This window comes from Acidovorax sp., assembly GCF_046339755.1.
Classification (GTDB): Bacteria; Pseudomonadota; Gammaproteobacteria; order Burkholderiales; family Burkholderiaceae_C; genus Acidovorax.
Window position 1 is genome coordinate 1 of sequence record NZ_JBKDTZ010000024.1, and the last position, 15,301, is coordinate 15,301.

A 15,301-nucleotide genomic window follows, 5' to 3' on the forward strand; every position below is an offset into this window, starting at 1 on the left:
GGGTTGTCTCTGACCACCTCGCGCAGCGCCGCGTACTCTGCCGGCGCAATTACGGGTGGTCGGCCTGTCCTTGCCATCGCATTGCTCCTGTGCAATCAATGCAGCAGGATTGTATTTTGTTTTTTCTACACCCTCTTGGCGGCCCAAGAGAAAGTTACTGCGCCGCCGGGCGCACATCCCGGCCTCCGCCCCTCAAACAGGCAAGACGCCGAAAAAAGGCAAGAAGATCAGCCCAGCAACCGAGCCAAAGTCAACAAAGCCAGCAACAGCATCCACACCACCACCGACCGCCACACCAAGCCAACAACACTGCGCAAATGCCCCACCTCAGGCTCCCGCCCAGGGGTCGAGTCGCTATCCCCCATGTCCGCATCGATCTCCAACCCCTGCGGCGTATGCAGCACCGACCGTGCCTTGAGCGCCTCGCCTCCAAGGCGAACGTTGATGGCCCCAGCAGTAGCAGCCAGCACCACCCCATCGGTGTCATTGGGAAACCGCTGCGCATGGAAACGCCAGCCCTCGATGGCCTCCTCGAAACTGCCCACCACCGCAAAGCTCAGTGCAGAAAGACGCGCAGGCACCCAGTCAACCAGCGTCCAGGCCTGGGCTGAAGCGCGCTGCAGCGATTCGCTCGCGGGCTGGGAGCCCATGCGCTGGCGGTAGTGCCAGTAGCGCGAGGCAAACTCGGCCAGGCGGTAGAGCACCGCGCCCGTGGGGCCGAGCCCCAGCGCCGCCAGCACCGAAAACCAGGCCAGCACACCGAACACATGGCGGTGGGCGGCCAGCACCGAGTACTCGATCACGTGGCGCACGATCTCGCTGCGCGGCAGCAGACCCACGTCCACCTGCTGCCAGTGGGCCAGGCGCTCACGCGCAGCATCCTCATTGCCCTCTTCCAGCGCATCGCGGATGCCCGTGAAATGGTGGCTGAACTGCCGAAAACCCAGGGTGATGTAGAGCACCGCCACGCTCCAGAGCACGGCGAACGGCCAGCCCAGCCCCCACAGCAGCAGCCAGTGGATGGCCAGCACGACCAGGGAGGGGACGAGCACCGCCAAGCCCCAGGCCACCCAGCCGTGGTGCGACTTGCCGGCGTCGAAATTGCGGCTCACCGACAACGCCCACGCACGCAGGCCTGCGTGGATGGGGTTGCTGCGAGCCAGCGGGCGGGCCTGCTCGATCAGCAGAGCGAACAGGATGGCGAAGAAACTCATGGGCGCCAATGATACTGGCGCTGCGCATCCACAGAGCAGGTTTACGTTCAACGGCCTCCCCATGGACCACCCTCCACGAAACTGGCGCGACCTGGGCCAGCCCTTCCCCCCGTTAAAGGCCGCCCCGCCGAACTGGGGGCGTCCCCCCTGGGGGAAGGCGCCGCAGGCGACTCAGGCAGGCGTCATCCAGCCAGCATGAACCGGTAGAAGTTGCGCAGCATGCCCGCCGTGGCGCCCCAGATATGGTGGTTCTTCTCACCATCCTGGTAGGGCATGGAGAACCATTCGCGGGCCTGCCCCTGCCACTCCAGCCGGTGGCGCTGGTGATTCGCCGGGTCGAGCAGAAAGGCCAGCGGCACCTCGAACAGGTCGGCCACCTCGTAGGGGTTGGGCGTGAGCACGCAGTCGGGCTGCACCAGTGCGACCACGGGGGTGATGATGAAGGAGGTGCCCGTGACGTAGACGGGCAGCGACCCCAGCACCTCGACGTACCGGCGGTCGAGCCCCACTTCTTCTTCAGCCTCACGCAGCGCGGTGTCAGCCGGGTCGGCATCCTCGGGGTCGGCACGGCCACCGGGGAAGGCGATCTGCCCCGAATGCGTGGACAGGTGCGCCGTGCGCTCGGTCAACAGCACCATGGGCTGCTCGCGCAGCACGATGGCCAGCAGCACCGAGGCATGGGCCGGCTCGCGGTTGGCGAACTTGCGCTCCAGCACCACCTCGGGCTCCCACTGCGGCGGATGCGCGAACCGCAGGCGCAAGGCCCCGGGCGTCTGGGCGGCCAGAGGGACAGCCGGCAGGTGTGCATCCACCCCCACCACAGGCACCTTGCGCGGATCGAAGTCGGGCAGCGTGGACAGGGGTGGAATGACAGAGGACACAGGGCTGATCGATGGTTTCACTGCAGTGGCAAGGGGCGGTGGGCGTTGTGGACGAAAGTGGGGCGGCAAAAAGCAAAAAGCCGCTACAGGCTGGCTGTAGCGGCTTGTCTGGACGGGTCCAGTCCTCAGGCGGCAGTAGCAGCTGCGGCAGCAGCGGCAGCCTTGTTGACGCGCTGTGGCAGCTTTTCCTTGATACGTGCCGACTTGCCGCTGCGGTCACGCAGGTAGTACAGCTTGGCACGGCGCACGTCACCACGGCGCTTGACTTCGATGCCGGCGATCAGCGGGCTGTAGGTCTGGAACGTACGCTCCACGCCTTCGCCGCTGGAGATCTTGCGCACGGTGAAGCCGCTGTTCAGGCCGCGATTGCGCTTGGCAATCACCACGCCTTCGTAAGCCTGCACGCGCTTGCGGGTACCTTCCACCACGTTCACGCTCACGATGACGGTGTCACCAGGGGCGAATTCGGGAATGGTCTTGTTCAAGCGGGCGATTTCTTCCGCTTCCAGGGTCTGAATCAGGTTCATTTTTACATCCAACGATCATGTCCGCGCCAAAAATGGCAGCGTCGGGATTGACGTCTCAGTGTTTCGCACCAGCAAACAGGGCCTGCATGCCCCACCTGCCTTCCAGCAAAACGGCCGGCCAGAGGATCGAAAAGCCTTTGATTATAGCAAGTCAGCGCAATTTGGCCAATACAGCCTCGTCCGCAGCCGTGATGCGGCCCGCCTCGCGGGCTGCAGCGATCAGTTCGGGACGGTGGCGCGCAGTGATGGCCAGGCGCTGGTCGCGCCGCCAGCGCTCTATCTGCGCATGGTGGCCGGACATCAGCGCAGCCGGCACGGCCTGGCCGGCCCATTCCTCGGGCCGGGTGTAATGGGGGCAGTCGAGCAGGCCATCGAGCGCGGGGTTGAAGCTGTCGAGCTGGTGGCTGCCCTCGTCGTTGAGCACACCGGGTTGCAGGCGAGCCACGGCGTCGAGCAGGGCCATGGCGGCGATTTCGCCGCCCGAGAGCACGAAATCACCCAGGCTGATCTGCAGGTCCACATGGGCATCGATGAAGCGCTGGTCGATGCCCTCGTACCGGCCGCACAGCAACACGGCGCCCGCGCTGGCGGACCAGCGCTCCACGGCCGGGTGGTCCAGCGTGGCGCCGATGGGCGAAAACAGCACCAGCGGCGCCCGGGCTTCGTCCGGTTCGGCGCGTTCGGCGCGGATGGCCGCAAGGCATTGCGCCAAGGGCTCGGCCAGCATCACCATGCCGGGGCCGCCGCCAAAGGGACGGTCGTCGACCCGGCGGTAGTTGCCCTCGGCGTGGTCGCGCGGGTTCCACAGCCGCACGTCGACCTGGCCGCCGGCATAGGCGCGGCGGGTCACGCCGCTGGCCAGAAATGGAGCGAACAGCTCGGGGAACAGGGTGATGATGTCAAAGCGCATGGCGCTCGGCGACCGGGGACGGCCGCTCAGTAGTCGGGCTGCCAGTCGACGGTGATGCGCTTTTCGGGCAGCTCGACCTTGTCGACAAAGTTGGAGACGAAGGGAATCATGCGCTCCTGCGCCTTGCCAGCCTCTTCGTAGTCGATCACCAGCACGGTCTGGGGGCCGGTGGAGAGCAGTTCGCGCACAGTGCCCAGGGCCAGCCCCTCGCGGTTGACCACGGCCAGGCCGATCAGGTCCACCCAGTAGTACTCGTCGGTGGCGGTCGAGGGGAAACTCGAGCGCGGCACGAAGATGCGCGCGCCACGCAGCGCCTCGGCGCCGTTGCGGTCGTCGATGCCCTGGGCCCAGGCCACCACAGTGTCCGAATGGTCCTTGGCCTGGCGGATGGGCAAGATCACCGTGCCCGTGAAGGTCTTGGCGCCCCGCTCCGAGGGCTGCAGGTACCAGCGCTTGGCGGAGAACAACGCCTCGGGGTTGCTGCTGTGCGGCAGCACCTTGAACCAGCCCTTGATGCCCCAGGCATCGGCAATGCGCCCCACTTCGACGGCGTCGGCAGGCAGTTCTGCGGGTTCGAGGGTCAGGTTCGTGGCCATGGAATAGGTCTCGGAAGTAGGAAAAGGGCGGGTTCCGCCCGGCAAGCCGACGGAACCCGCCCTTTTCAGGGAGCTTTAAGCAGCCTTCTTGGCGGCTTGCTTGATCAGGCGGTCCACGGTAGGCGAGGACTGGGCGCCCACGCTCTTCCAGTACGTCAGGCGGTCCTGGGCGATGCGCAGGCCTTCTTCGGTTTCCTTGGCGGTGGGGTTGTAGAAGCCCAGGCGCTCGATGAAGCGGCCATCGCGGCGCACGCGCTTGTCGGCGACGACGATGTTGAAAAATGGACGGCCCTTGGAGCCGCCGCGGGAGAGTCGAATGACGACCATGATTTATCCTTCGGGTGGTGGGTCCTGGCAATCCCTGCCAAAAGCCACAGTGTTCGCAACCATATTCGCAACGCTTGAGACACGCGACATGGCCACCCGGCCAGCGACACGCTGCAAAGCCCGCGATTATATCCCTTTCCCCGATAAAGCGCGCCATACACTTTGGCGAGCCTTCCAAAGTGCTTTCCACGCCACCCGCAATGCCCTCCATCCGCCCCAGCACCGACGCCGACCTGCCGGCCATCACCGCCATCTATGCCCACCACGTGCTGCACGGCACGGGCACCTTCGAGATCGATCCCCCCACCGAGGCCGACATGGCGGGCCGACGCGCCGACGTGCTGGGCCGCGGCCTGCCCTGGCTGGTGGCCGAGCGGGAGGACGGCCAGGTGCTGGGCTTTGCCTACGCCAACTGGTTCAAGCCGCGCCCGGCCTACCGTTTTTCGGCCGAGGACTCGATCTACGTGGCCGACAGCGCCCGCAGCATGGGCCTGGGCCGGCAGCTTCTGGCCGCGCTGATCGTGCAGGCCGAGGCGGCCGGCGTGCGCAAGCTGCTGGCCGTGATCGGTGATTCGGCCAATGCCGGTTCCATCGGCGTGCACCGTGCCCTGGGCTTCACCGAGGCGGGCGTGTTGCGTTCCATGGGCTGGAAATTCGGCGCCTGGCGCGACATCGTGCTCATGGAAAAGGCCTTGGGCGCAGGCGACACCACTTCGCCGGAATAATCCCCCCCATGAAAAACAAGACCCTGGCGGCCTGGCTGGCCTTCATCGGCGGCCCGCTCGGCCTGCACCGCTTCTACCTGCATGGCCTGGGCGACCTGCTGGGCTGGCTGCTGCCCATCCCCACGGCGCTGGGCCTGTACGGCATCCAGCGGGTGCAGCAGTTCGGCCAGGACGACCACTACAGCTGGATGCTGATACCGCTGCTGGGCTTCACCATCGCGGGTTGCGCCCTGCGCGCCATCCTCTACGGCCTGATGACGCCCGAGCGTTGGAATTCGCGCTTCAACCCCGCTGCGGCGCAGGAGGCTCCCGCCGGCCAGACGCGCTGGCTCACCATCGGCGCCATCGTGCTTTCGCTGCTGCTGGGCACCACGGTGCTGATGGCCAGCATCGCCTTCAGCTTCCAGCGCTACTTCGAGTACCAGATCGAAGAGGCGCGCAAGATCTCGCAGTAGGCTCCAAAGACAGGAAAAGCCCCCGGAAAACGATCACGGGGGCTTTTTTCTGGGTGCGTGCAGCGGATCAGTACAGCTGCAGGCTCACCCAGTAGGCGATGGCGGCGACGAAGGCACTGGCGGGGATGGTCAGCACCCAGGCCCAGACGATGTTGCCGGCCACGCCCCAGCGCACGGCGCTCGCGCGCTGGGTGGAACCCACGCCGACGATGGCGCCGGTGATGGTGTGGGTGGTGGACACCGGGATGCCCAGCGTAGTGGCCAGGAACAGCGTGAGCGCCCCGCCGGTCTCGGCGCAGAAGCCGCCCACCGGCTTGAGCTTGGTGATCTTCTGGCCCATGGTCTTGACGATGCGCCAGCCGCCGAACATGGTTCCGAGGCCGATGGCCAGGTAGCAGCTCACGATAGTCCAGGTGGGCGGCGAGGCATCGGTCGACGAGGCATAGCCCGTGGCGATCAGCAGCAGCCAGATGATGCCGATGGTCTTTTGCGCATCATTGCCGCCGTGGCCCAGGCTGTAGGCCCCGGCCGAGACGAGCTGCAGGCGCCGGAACCATTTGTCCACCTTGCTCGGCCTGGAACGCCGGAAGATCCAGGCCACAGCCACCATCATCAGCGAACCGAGCGCAAAGCCCAGCAGGGGCGAGACGAAGATGAAGGCCACGGTCTTGAGGATGCCGGTGGAGACCAGCGCACCCGCGCCGGCCTTGGCGATCACCGCGCCCACGATGCCGCCGATCAGCGCATGCGAGGAGCTGCTGGGAATGCCGTAGTACCAGGTGATCACGTTCCAGGTGATGGCGCCCACCAGGGCACCGAACACCACGTGGGTGTCGACGATGCCGGGTTGCACGATGCCCTTGCCCACCGTGGCAGCCACGCTCAGGTGGAACACGAAAATCGCCACGAAGTTGAAGAACGCCGCGAACAGCACCGCCTGCGCGGGCTTGAGCACGCCGGTGGAGACCACCGTGGCAATCGAATTGGCGGCATCGTGGAACCCGTTCATGAAGTCGAACAGGAGCGCGAGGACGACGAGCAGAATGACAACCCACAGGGCTGCTTGTACGGTTTCCATGCTGGCTGGCCCTGCCGATCAGGAGTTCTCGAGGACGATGCCCTCGATGCAGTTGGCCACGTCCTCGCACTTGTCGGTGATGGTTTCCAGCAGTTCGTAGATCGCCTTGAGCTTGATGACCTCGCGCACGTCGGGCTCTTCGCGGAACAGCTTGCTCATGGCGCTGCGCATCACGCGGTCGGCGTCGGACTCGAGCCGGTCGATCTCCTCACAGGTCTTGAGGGCCGCTTCGGCCACGGAAGGGTCGGCGATCTTGTCGAGCAGCTTCACGGCGTCACGCAGGCGCTCACAGCACTTGAGGCTCAGGTCGGTCAGGCGCGAGATCTCGTCCGTCATGTGGCGCACGTCGTACAGCGCCATGGTTTCGGCCGAGTCCTGGATCAGGTCGGCCACATCGTCCATGGTGTTGATCAGCGTGTGGATCTGCTCACGGTCGATGGGCGTGATGAAGGTCTTGTGGATGGCCTTGTTGACCTCGTGCGTCACGCGGTCGGCTGCCCGCTCGGCGTTGTCCACGTCCTGGTTGTACTTGTCGCGCAGGTGCGGGTCGTTGTAATTGGCCACCAGTTGCGAAAAGGCACGCGCCGCCTCCACGATGCGGTCCGCATGCTGGTTGAACATCTCGAAAAAATTGCCTTCGCGTGGCAACAGCTTGGCAAACAGCATGGAACAGGCTCCTGGAACGGGGGGGTGGGATTTCTTGAAAATGACGATGTCGTTACAAAAAAATGACATCAACGTGACTGTTGCGAGTTTAACCGCCGGGTCGTCGCCGCCTCCCCGGGACAGTCGCGGCGACCAGAGCGGGGCCCACATCCCCGGGGTGGGCCTACCCGCGCCGTACTCCCAGTCCTACAGCGTGCGATAGGGCAGCGCCTTAGATTGGGCACTCGCCTCGCGGACATCTGCCACCTTTGGCCCGCCGAGTTTCCCCACACTCCAAGGATTACACCCATGTCCTCTTCGCTCCGACTGATTCCCTGGCTGGTGGCGGCTGCCTGCGCCGCCTCCGGCGCCGTGCACGCCCAGAGCAGCACCAACACGCAAAAGCAACGCGATTCCTTCATTCCGTATACGCAGCAAGGCTACTTCGGCCTGAGCGGCGGCCGCTCCAACTACGACCTGAATGCCGGCCCGGCAGGCACGGGCCTGGGCTTCGACGACTCCGACTCGGCCTGGAAGCTCTCCACCGGTGGCTATTTCCACCCCAATGCCGGCGTCGAGCTGAGCTATCTGAATGCTGGCAAGGCGCATCGCCTGGGCGGCACCACCAAGGCCCAGGGCGTCAACCTGAGCCTGATCGGCCGGGCCCCGCTGAACGAGCAGTTCGACCTGTTCGGCAAGGTCGGTACCACCTATGGCCGCACGCGCACCTCGGGTTTCTCGGGCCTGGGCGTCAACACCGGCAAGGACAGCGGCTTCGGCCTGTCCTACGGCCTGGGCGCCCGCTGGAACTTCAACCAGCAGTGGGCGGCCGTGGTGGAGTGGGAGCGCCACAAGTTCCACTTTGCCGACGACAACTCGGGCGTGAAGATGACGACGCTGGGCGTGCAGTACAAGTACTGAGTCCGGGCTCGCCCGTACCTGCCATGAAAAATGCCGCCCATCGGGGCGGCATTTTTTCGTCTGCAGGGAAGCGCTTATTCGCCCAGGTAGGCGGCACGTACCTTGGGGTCGCTCAGCAGCTGCTGGCCTGGGCCAGTCATGGTGATCAGGCCCGACTCCATCACGTACCCGCGGTCGGCGATCGCCAGTGCGCGGCTGGCGTTCTGCTCCACCAGCACGATGGTCACGCCCAGGGCGTACACGTCGCGCACCACCTCGAAGATCTTGTCCACCATGATGGGCGACAGGCCCATGGAGGGCTCGTCCAGCAGCAGCACCTTGGGCTGGCTCATCAGCGCGCGGCCCATGGCCAGCATCTGCTGCTCGCCGCCCGACATGGTGCCGGCCAGCTGGTCCTTGCGCTCGCGCAGGCGCGGGAAGATGGTGAACATCTTCTCGATGTCGGCCAGGATGCCGGCCTTGTCCTTGCGGATGTAGGCGCCCATCTGCAGGTTCTCGGTGATGGTCATGCGCGCGAACACGCCGCGGCCTTCGGGCACCATGACCAGTCCTTCCTTGACCAGGTCCCAGGCGCCCTTGCCCTTGATGCTCTTGCCCAGGTACTCGATGTCGCCATCGCCCATGGGCAGCGTGCCGGTGATGGCCTTCATGGTGGTGGTCTTGCCGGCGCCATTGGAGCCGATGAGCGAGACCAGCTCGCCCTCGCGCACTTCGAAGTCCACGCCCTTGACGGCCTGGATACCGCCGTAGGCCACCTTCAGGCCCTTGACCTGCAGCAGTACCTTGTTGGATTTTTCGGCCATTCTCAGTGTCCTCCGGTGCCCAGATAGGCCTCAATCACTTTTTCGTTCTTCTGCACGTCGGCTGGGTTGCCTTCGGCGATCTGCTTGCCGTAGTCGAGCACGGTCACGCGGTCGCACAGGCCCATCACCAGCTTCACGTCGTGTTCGATCAGCAAGATGGTGCGGTTGTCGTTGCGGATGCGGTCGATCAGCTCGCGCAGCTGCACCTTCTCGGTGGCGTTCATGCCGGCGGCGGGCTCGTCCAGCGCGATCAGCTGGGGGTCGGTGGCCAGGGCACGGGCGATTTCCAGGCGGCGCTGGTCGCCGTAGCTCAGCGTGCGCGCCTTGTAGTCGGCGAACCTGCCGATGCCCACGTAGTCGAGCAGTTCCTGCGCGCGCTTGGCGATGGCCGCTTCTTCTTCCTTGAAGCCCTTGGTGCGGAACACCGCGCCCACCAGGCCGGACTTGGTGCGGATGTGGCGGCCCACCATCACGTTCTCGAGCGCCGTCATTTCGGCGAACAGGCGGATGTTCTGGAAGGTGCGGGCAATCCCCGCCTTGGCCACTTCGTGCACGGCCGTGGGCTCATAGGGCTTGCCTGCGAGCTCGAACGTGCCGCTGTCGGGCGTGTACAGGCCGGTGATCACGTTGAAGAACGTGGTCTTGCCTGCGCCGTTGGGACCGATCAGGCCATAGACCTGGCCGCGCTCTATGGTGATGCCCACGTCGGAGAGGGCCTGCAAGCCGCCGAAGCGCTTGGAAATGCCCGCAACCTTCAGCACCACATCGTTGGATTTCTCTGCCATGTTCTAACTTTCTGCGGTGTTCAGGACTTCTGCGTGAGGCTCTTGCCGTGCTCCGGCGCGGGCCACAGGCCGCGGGGGCGCATCAGCATGATGACGATCATCGCCACGGCAATCAGGAACTGGCGCAGGATGGCGGAGTCCAGGCGACCGTCGGTCATGGCCTGCAGCGGGCCGGCAACGTAGCGCAGCACTTCGGGCAGGGCCGACAGCAGCACGGCGCCCAGGATCACGCCGGGGATGTGGCCGATACCGCCAAGCACCACCATGGCGACGATCATGACCGACTCCATCAGGCTGAACGATTCGGGCGAGACGAAGCCCTGGAAGGCACCGAACATGGCACCGGACACGCCGCCGAACGAGGCGCCCATGCCGAAGGCCAGCAGCTTGAGGTTGCGGGTGTTGATGCCCATGGCCTTGGCGGCGATCTCGTCTTCGCGGATGGCCATCCAGGCGCGGCCGATGCGCGAGTCCTGCAGGCGGTAGCAGATGACGATGCTGATGATCACCAGCACCAGGAACAGGTAGTAGTACAGCGTGACCGAGTTGATGTCGAAGCCGAACAGCTCCAGGCGCTTGCCCAGGTCCAGGCCGAAGATCTTGACCGAGTCGATCTGGCCCAGGCCCTTGGGACCGTTGGTCAGGTTGACGGGGTGGTCCAGGTTGTTCAGGAAGATGCGGATGATTTCACCGAAGCCCAGCGTCACGATGGCCAGGTAGTCGCCGCGCAGCTTGAGCGTGGGCGCCCCGAGCAGGGCCCCGAACAGGGCTGCTATCAACGCCGCCAGCGGTATCACCAGCCACAGCGAGGTATGCAGGCCGTTGGGGAACATGGCAGCGAAGGCCGCGAAGGTGTCGGCCAGGTGGGGCGACGCCATCAACGCGAACAGGTAGGCACCCACGGCGTAGAAGGCCACGTAGCCCAGGTCGAGCAGGCCGGCGTAGCCGACCACGATGTTCAGGCCCAGGGCCAGCATCACGTACAGCAGGGCCAGGTCGGCGATGCGCACCCAGGCGTTGCCGAAGAATTGCAGGATCAGCGGGAGGATCAGCAGCGCGATGCCGCCAACGACCCATTTGGCAAGGTTGTTGTTCTTCATGACGGGGTCCTCAGGCTCGGTCGGCCACACGCTCACCCAGCAGGCCCGAAGGACGCAGCGTGAGGATGATGATCAGCACGATGAATGCAAAGATGTCGGTGTAGTGGCTGCCCAGCAGGCCGCCCGTGAGGGTGCCGATGTAGCCCGAGCCGATGGCTTCGATCAGCCCCAGCAGGATGCCGCCGACCACCGCGCCGGCCAGGTTGCCGATGCCGCCGAACACGGCCGCCGTGAAGGCCTTGAGGCCGGGCAGGAAGCCCATGGTGTGCTGCGCCGTACCGTAGTTGGAGGCGTACATGATGCCGGCGATGGCCGCCAGCACGGCACCGATGATGAAGGTGGCCGAGATCACCATGTCGGGTTTGACGCCCATCAGCGAGGCGACGCGGGGGTTCTCGGCCGTGGCGCGCATGGCGCGACCCAGGTTGGTGTGGTTCACCAGGTAGACCAGCGAAGCCAGCGCGATCGCGGTCACGCCCAGGATCAGGATCTGGGTGGGGGTGATGAAGGCGCCGCCGATCTGGAACGGCGAGCTGGGCAGCATCGTCGGATAGGGCTTGTAGTTGGGCTTCCAGATGATCATGGCCAGCGTCTGCAGCAGGATGGACATGCCGATCGCGGTGATCAGGGGGGCCAGGCGCGGGCTGCTGCGCAGCGGCCGGTAGGCGACTTTTTCAATCACGAAATTCAGGGTGGCAGCGACCACGCAGGCAATGATGGTCGCCAGCAGCAGGATCAGCCAGCCGGGTGCGCCGGGCATGGCCCCTTGCATTAGCCCGATACAGCTCCAGCTGGTGAGTGCACCGATCATGAGCACTTCGCCATGGGCGAAATTGATCAGTTGAATAATGCCGTACACCATCGTATAGCCCAAGGCTATCAAGGCGTACATGCTGCCGAGAACCAGACCGTTGATGATCTGCTGCAGCAAAATGTCCATAAGAGAAGTCCTTCGTTTGTAACGCACCCCAAGCGCAGGCACCGGAATCGGTACAGCCTTGTGGGCCCGACTGCCATCTAGCAAAAAACCCGCCAGAGATGCAGCTGTGCGGGTTTGTGGACGGGATTGTAGCCAGTAGTGTCAGGAGGCCCCCAGCGGCTTTGGCGGGGTTTTCCCTCGGGTTCTCAGGTCCATCAGTGACCGCCCGGGTACATAAGTAATTTTGATGCACGCAAGAATATTGCTGAGCAGACTTATTACCAGACCCATGCAATATCGGCATAAACGCAATTCCGGGCGCAGCATACGCCCGTGCCGCACTTACTCTTCGGGCAGGACCGTGTCGTCGGCGATCGCATTGCGCTCACGCAGCCCACGCAGTTTTTGTGCAATCTTGATTTCGAGCCCGCGCTCCACCGGCTGGTAGAAACCGGGCTGTGCCATGCCTTCGGGCAGGTAGTTTTCTCCGGCTGCGAAACCATCCTCTTCGTCGTGCGCGTAGCGATAGCCCTTGCCGTAATCGAGCTGTTTCATGAGCTTGGTCGGTGCATTGCGCAGGTGCATGGGCACCGGGCGTGTGCCATCTTGCTTCACCCAGGCACGTGCGGCGTTGTAGGCCTTGTAGACTGCATTCGACTTGGGTGCCACTGCCAGGTAGACCACGCATTCGGCCAAGGCCAGCTCGCCCTCGGGCGTGCCCAGCCGCTCATAGCCCTCGGCAGCATCGAGCGCCAGGCGCAAGGCGCGCGGGTCGGCCAGGCCGATGTCCTCGCTGGCCATGCGCACCAGGCGCCGCGCCATGTAGCGCGGGTCGGCCCCACCATCGAGCATGCGCACCAGCCAGTACAGCGCGGCATCGGGATCCGAGCCCCGCACGGATTTGTGCAGCGCGCTGATGGTGTCGTAGAACTGCTCGCCGCCCTTGTCGTAGCGGCGCATGCGCTCACCCAGCACCTTGAGCAGCCATTCGTCCATGATCTCGGAGAGCTTCTCTTGCGCAGCCGCCATGGCCAGGGTTTCCAGCGTGTTCAGCAGGCGCCGGGCATCGCCGTCGGCATAAGCGACGAGCCGGTCGATGGCCGCCTGCTCGATGGCCGGCAGGGCCCCCTGCTGCTGGGCCAGCGCCACGAGCTGCTGCAGGTCTTCGGCCGACAGCGGCTGCAGCACGTAGACCGCGGCGCGCGAGAGCAGGGCCGAGTTGACCTCGAACGAAGGGTTCTCGGTGGTCGCGCCGATGAAGGTGAACAGCCCGCTTTCCACGTGCGGCAAGAACGCGTCCTGCTGGCTCTTGTTGAAGCGGTGCACCTCATCGACGAAGACGATGGTGCGCTGCTGCATGAGACCGTCGCGTGCCAGTTCGGCCCGCTCCACGGCCTCGCGGATGTCCTTGACCCCGCCCAGCACCGCGCTGATGCTGATGAACTGCGCATCGAAGGCATCGGCCATGAGCCGCGCGATGGTGGTCTTGCCCACCCCCGGCGGCCCCCACAGGATGCAGCTGTGCGGGCGCCCCGACTCGAATGCCAGGCGCAGCGGCATGCCCGGCCCGAGCACCTGCTGCTGCCCGATGACCTCGCCCAGCGTGCGCGGGCGCAGGCGCTCGGCCAGCGGCTGGTGGGCAGCGGTGGACGGCGGCGGGGAACTGCGGGACGTACTCATGGGATCAATGGAAGCGAAACGAGGAGGATATTCGGGGGATGGAGGGCACGAAGGCACAGCTGCGGATGGGCGGCCTCCATTCCACCATAGGGATCCGGCTGCAATTTGTAACCTTGGCACGCGTCCACCCGACATGGGCCTGCAGTCCATCGCTTATAAACGAGCGCTTTTCGGGATGGGCACAATCCATCTCCCATCCATCTTTGCACCTTGGACCCTCCTGACCCATGAAGCCAGCTGCCTTCCACCGCTTTTCCCTGCTGCTGGGCGCCGCCCTGCTGTGTGCCACGGCCCATGCCGATGTGACCGAAGCCGAGGCCATCGAGGCCCAGTTGGGCTCGGCCCTCGCGTCGGCCGACTTCGCGGCCAAGAACTGCCCGAACCTCGCCATCAACGACGACAAGGTGCAGGACCTGCTCAAGCGCATCAAGAAGACCGCGGCGGACCTGCGTGCCGGCGAGGACTACGACGAGCAGCGCACCGTGGTCCAGCAGTTGGACAAGCAGCAGGGCCGCGCCATGATCTGCATGGTGCTGCCCTCAGCGCACGGCGGCTATGCGCGCGGCGTCATCCAGAAGAAATAGACACTGCGGCAGTCCTACTGCTTGACCACGTCTGCCCCGGCGGGCGGCTTGAACTGGAAGGTGCCGGCCGGCAGCGCCGGATTCGCCTGCATGCCGCTGAAGCGGATGGCCGAGCGCTGGCCAAAGCTGTCCAGGATATCGAGGGCGGCGAGCTGCTCGCCCGCAAAGCCCACGCGCACGCTCTGCAGTTGCCCGTCCTTGGCCTTGGGCCGCGCCAGCACCCACTGCAGGCCATCGGCCTCGGGCGCTGCCTCGAGCGTGAAATCGGCCTTGAGCGCCGACAGGTCCGGCGCCGAGGCCAGCAGTGCGGCCGGCGTGGTGCCAAGGGCCTGCGCCTGGGCGCGCTGCGTCACCTGGTTCAGGTCCACATCATGCAGCCACAGGGTCTGGCCATCGGCGACGATGGTCTGCTCGAAGGGCTTCTTGTAGACGAACTTGAAGCGGTTCGGGCGCTGGAATTCGAACGAGCCGCTGGAATTCTTGGTGCGCGCCGTCTGGCCCTCCTTGGGCGGCGAGGTCACCACCTGGGTGAATTCGGCACGGCCGGTCTGGGTGCTCTTCATGAAGGATTCCAGGCTCTTGAGCCCGTCTGCGCTGGCCCACTGGGCACTGGCCGCGATCACGGTGGCTGTCACAACTTTTTTCAAAAATAGACTCCTTGGGTTGGGGCATGGGCCCGCAACACCTTATTCGGGGCGTGCAGGCACCAGCACTTCGCGCTGGCCGCTGGCGGTGAGGCCACTGACCAGGCCGGCCTTCTCCATGTCCTCCAGCAGGCGCGCCGAGCGGTTGTAGCCGATGCGCAGCTTGCGCTGGACGTAGGAGATGCTGGCCTTGCGGTCCTTGAGGACCACTTCCACGGCCTGGTCGTACATGGGGTCTTTTTCACCCCCCTCGCCGCCACTGCCCTCCCCTGACAGATCGCCGTCGCCGTCCACAGTTCCGCCTTCGAGCACGCCTTCTATGTAGTCCGGTGCCCCTTGCTCCTTGAGGTAATGGACGACACGGTGCACTTCCTCGTCCGAGACGAAGGCACCATGCACGCGGATCGGCAGGCCCGTGCCGCTGGCCATGTAGAGCATGTCGCCCATGCCCAGCAGCGCTTCGGCCCCCATCTGGTCAAGGATGGTGCGGCTGTCGATCTTGCTGCT

At 65.1% G+C, this 15,301-nt stretch carries 19 protein-coding genes; 4 read left to right on the forward strand and 15 right to left on the reverse strand.

From position 1 onward, the window contains the following. Positions 1–227: 227 nt before the first annotated feature. The 6 genes from ACK59X_RS02245 to rpsP form a co-directional block, all read right to left on the reverse strand. Complete coding sequence (locus ACK59X_RS02245) at positions 228–1,214, reverse strand: CobD/CbiB family protein (RefSeq protein WP_409954815.1); 987 nt, start codon at positions 1,212–1,214, stop codon at positions 228–230. Positions 1,215–1,396: 182 nt separating this feature from the next. Next, positions 1,397–2,095: a CoA pyrophosphatase gene (locus ACK59X_RS02250; RefSeq protein WP_409954816.1), complete on the reverse strand. Its 699-nt coding sequence runs from the start codon at positions 2,093–2,095 to the stop codon at positions 1,397–1,399. Between the two features lie 125 nt (positions 2,096–2,220). Further along, positions 2,221–2,622, reverse strand: a complete 402-nt coding sequence (rplS, locus tag ACK59X_RS02255) for a 50S ribosomal protein L19 (protein WP_409954817.1) — start codon at positions 2,620–2,622, stop codon at positions 2,221–2,223. A gap of 151 nt (positions 2,623–2,773) precedes the next feature. Next, positions 2,774–3,532, reverse strand: coding sequence for a tRNA (guanosine(37)-N1)-methyltransferase TrmD (trmD, locus tag ACK59X_RS02260; RefSeq protein WP_409954818.1), 759 nt, complete (start codon positions 3,530–3,532; stop codon positions 2,774–2,776). A 26-nt stretch (positions 3,533–3,558) separates the two neighbouring features. Next, complete coding sequence (gene rimM, locus ACK59X_RS02265; RefSeq protein ID WP_409954819.1) at positions 3,559–4,128, reverse strand: ribosome maturation factor RimM; 570 nt, start codon at positions 4,126–4,128, stop codon at positions 3,559–3,561. Positions 4,129–4,203: 75 nt separating this feature from the next. Then, complete coding sequence (rpsP, locus tag ACK59X_RS02270; protein ID WP_110533007.1) at positions 4,204–4,455, reverse strand: 30S ribosomal protein S16; 252 nt, start codon at positions 4,453–4,455, stop codon at positions 4,204–4,206. Between the two features lie 200 nt (positions 4,456–4,655). Here rpsP and ACK59X_RS02275 point away from each other — a divergent pair, with 200 nt between their 5' ends. Both ACK59X_RS02275 and ACK59X_RS02280 read left to right on the forward strand, forming a co-directional pair. Further along, positions 4,656–5,180 (forward strand): N-acetyltransferase family protein, encoded by a 525-nt coding sequence (locus ACK59X_RS02275; protein WP_409954820.1) that lies wholly within the window; start codon positions 4,656–4,658, stop codon positions 5,178–5,180. Positions 5,181–5,188: 8 nt separating this feature from the next. Further along, positions 5,189–5,635: a hypothetical protein gene (locus tag ACK59X_RS02280; protein WP_409954821.1), complete on the forward strand. Its 447-nt coding sequence runs from the start codon at positions 5,189–5,191 to the stop codon at positions 5,633–5,635. A 67-nt stretch (positions 5,636–5,702) separates the two neighbouring features. Here ACK59X_RS02280 and ACK59X_RS02285 read toward each other — a convergent pair whose 3' ends face one another. Both ACK59X_RS02285 and ACK59X_RS02290 read right to left on the reverse strand, forming a co-directional pair. After that, the gene (locus tag ACK59X_RS02285) at positions 5,703–6,713 is read right to left on the reverse strand and encodes an inorganic phosphate transporter (protein ID WP_409954822.1); all 1,011 of its coding nucleotides are present in this window, start codon (positions 6,711–6,713) and stop codon (positions 5,703–5,705) included. 18 nt (positions 6,714–6,731) lie between these two features. Then, positions 6,732–7,379 (reverse strand): DUF47 domain-containing protein, encoded by a 648-nt coding sequence (locus ACK59X_RS02290; RefSeq protein ID WP_409954823.1) that lies wholly within the window; start codon positions 7,377–7,379, stop codon positions 6,732–6,734. Positions 7,380–7,667: 288 nt separating this feature from the next. On the opposite strand from ACK59X_RS02290, the gene ACK59X_RS02295 reads away from it, so the two are divergent. Beyond that, positions 7,668–8,279: an outer membrane beta-barrel protein gene (locus tag ACK59X_RS02295; RefSeq protein WP_409954824.1), complete on the forward strand. Its 612-nt coding sequence runs from the start codon at positions 7,668–7,670 to the stop codon at positions 8,277–8,279. Positions 8,280–8,353: 74 nt separating this feature from the next. Here the strand turns inward: ACK59X_RS02295 and ACK59X_RS02300 are convergent, their stop codons facing one another. The 5 genes from ACK59X_RS02300 to ACK59X_RS02320 all read right to left on the reverse strand — a co-directional run bounded on the left by ACK59X_RS02300 (position 8,354) and on the right by ACK59X_RS02320 (position 13,566). Then, positions 8,354–9,082 carry an ABC transporter ATP-binding protein gene (locus ACK59X_RS02300; RefSeq protein WP_409954825.1) on the reverse strand — a complete coding sequence of 243 codons (729 nt, stop codon included), beginning with the start codon at positions 9,080–9,082 and terminating at the stop codon, positions 8,354–8,356. A 2-nt stretch (positions 9,083–9,084) separates the two neighbouring features. Beyond that, the gene (locus ACK59X_RS02305) at positions 9,085–9,867 is read right to left on the reverse strand and encodes an ABC transporter ATP-binding protein (RefSeq protein ID WP_409954826.1); all 783 of its coding nucleotides are present in this window, start codon (positions 9,865–9,867) and stop codon (positions 9,085–9,087) included. Positions 9,868–9,887: 20 nt separating this feature from the next. Then, complete coding sequence (locus ACK59X_RS02310) at positions 9,888–10,967, reverse strand: ABC transporter permease subunit (protein ID WP_409954827.1); 1,080 nt, start codon at positions 10,965–10,967, stop codon at positions 9,888–9,890. Positions 10,968–10,977: 10 nt separating this feature from the next. Next, on the reverse strand, positions 10,978–11,907 hold the full coding sequence (locus ACK59X_RS02315) for a branched-chain amino acid ABC transporter permease (protein ID WP_409954828.1): 930 nt from the start codon (positions 11,905–11,907) through the stop codon (positions 10,978–10,980). Positions 11,908–12,228: 321 nt separating this feature from the next. After that, entirely contained in the window at positions 12,229–13,566 is a 1,338-nt protein-coding gene (locus ACK59X_RS02320; protein ID WP_409954829.1) for a replication-associated recombination protein A, read from the reverse strand. Positions 13,567–13,793: 227 nt separating this feature from the next. Between ACK59X_RS02320 and ACK59X_RS02325 the strand changes: the two genes are divergently transcribed. Then, the gene (locus ACK59X_RS02325; RefSeq protein WP_409954830.1) at positions 13,794–14,150 is read left to right on the forward strand and encodes a hypothetical protein; all 357 of its coding nucleotides are present in this window, start codon (positions 13,794–13,796) and stop codon (positions 14,148–14,150) included. 14 nt (positions 14,151–14,164) lie between these two features. On the opposite strand, the gene lolA is transcribed toward ACK59X_RS02325, so the two are convergent. Both lolA and ACK59X_RS02335 read right to left on the reverse strand, forming a co-directional pair. Beyond that, complete coding sequence (gene lolA, locus ACK59X_RS02330) at positions 14,165–14,797, reverse strand: outer membrane lipoprotein chaperone LolA (protein ID WP_409954831.1); 633 nt, start codon at positions 14,795–14,797, stop codon at positions 14,165–14,167. Between the two features lie 39 nt (positions 14,798–14,836). Continuing rightward, on the reverse strand, positions 14,837–15,301 hold a 465-nt coding region (locus ACK59X_RS02335; RefSeq protein WP_409954832.1), incomplete at its 5' end, for a DNA translocase FtsK.

What these genes read in the sequence shown, in the direction of transcription:
- ACK59X_RS02245 (WP_409954815.1), bottom strand. Translation starts at nt 1,214, where the DNA reads ATGAGTTTCTTCGCCATCCTGTTCGCTCTGCTGATCGAGCAGGCCCGC.
- rplS (WP_409954817.1), bottom strand. Translation starts at nt 2,622, where the DNA reads ATGAACCTGATTCAGACCCTGGAAGCGGAAGAAATCGCCCGCTTGAAC.
- trmD (WP_409954818.1), bottom strand. Translation starts at nt 3,532, where the DNA reads ATGCGCTTTGACATCATCACCCTGTTCCCCGAGCTGTTCGCTCCATTT.
- rimM (WP_409954819.1), bottom strand. Translation starts at nt 4,128, where the DNA reads ATGGCCACGAACCTGACCCTCGAACCCGCAGAACTGCCTGCCGACGCC.
- rpsP (WP_110533007.1), bottom strand. Translation starts at nt 4,455, where the DNA reads ATGGTCGTCATTCGACTCTCCCGCGGCGGCTCCAAGGGCCGTCCATTT.
- ACK59X_RS02275 (WP_409954820.1), top strand. Translation starts at nt 4,656, where the DNA reads ATGCCCTCCATCCGCCCCAGCACCGACGCCGACCTGCCGGCCATCACC.
- ACK59X_RS02280 (WP_409954821.1), top strand. Translation starts at nt 5,189, where the DNA reads ATGAAAAACAAGACCCTGGCGGCCTGGCTGGCCTTCATCGGCGGCCCG.
- ACK59X_RS02285 (WP_409954822.1), bottom strand. Translation starts at nt 6,713, where the DNA reads ATGGAAACCGTACAAGCAGCCCTGTGGGTTGTCATTCTGCTCGTCGTC.
- ACK59X_RS02290 (WP_409954823.1), bottom strand. Translation starts at nt 7,379, where the DNA reads ATGCTGTTTGCCAAGCTGTTGCCACGCGAAGGCAATTTTTTCGAGATG.
- ACK59X_RS02295 (WP_409954824.1), top strand. Translation starts at nt 7,668, where the DNA reads ATGTCCTCTTCGCTCCGACTGATTCCCTGGCTGGTGGCGGCTGCCTGC.
- ACK59X_RS02300 (WP_409954825.1), bottom strand. Translation starts at nt 9,082, where the DNA reads ATGGCCGAAAAATCCAACAAGGTACTGCTGCAGGTCAAGGGCCTGAAG.
- ACK59X_RS02305 (WP_409954826.1), bottom strand. Translation starts at nt 9,867, where the DNA reads ATGGCAGAGAAATCCAACGATGTGGTGCTGAAGGTTGCGGGCATTTCC.
- ACK59X_RS02310 (WP_409954827.1), bottom strand. Translation starts at nt 10,967, where the DNA reads ATGAAGAACAACAACCTTGCCAAATGGGTCGTTGGCGGCATCGCGCTG.
- ACK59X_RS02315 (WP_409954828.1), bottom strand. Translation starts at nt 11,907, where the DNA reads ATGGACATTTTGCTGCAGCAGATCATCAACGGTCTGGTTCTCGGCAGC.
- ACK59X_RS02320 (WP_409954829.1), bottom strand. Translation starts at nt 13,566, where the DNA reads ATGAGTACGTCCCGCAGTTCCCCGCCGCCGTCCACCGCTGCCCACCAG.
- ACK59X_RS02325 (WP_409954830.1), top strand. Translation starts at nt 13,794, where the DNA reads ATGAAGCCAGCTGCCTTCCACCGCTTTTCCCTGCTGCTGGGCGCCGCC.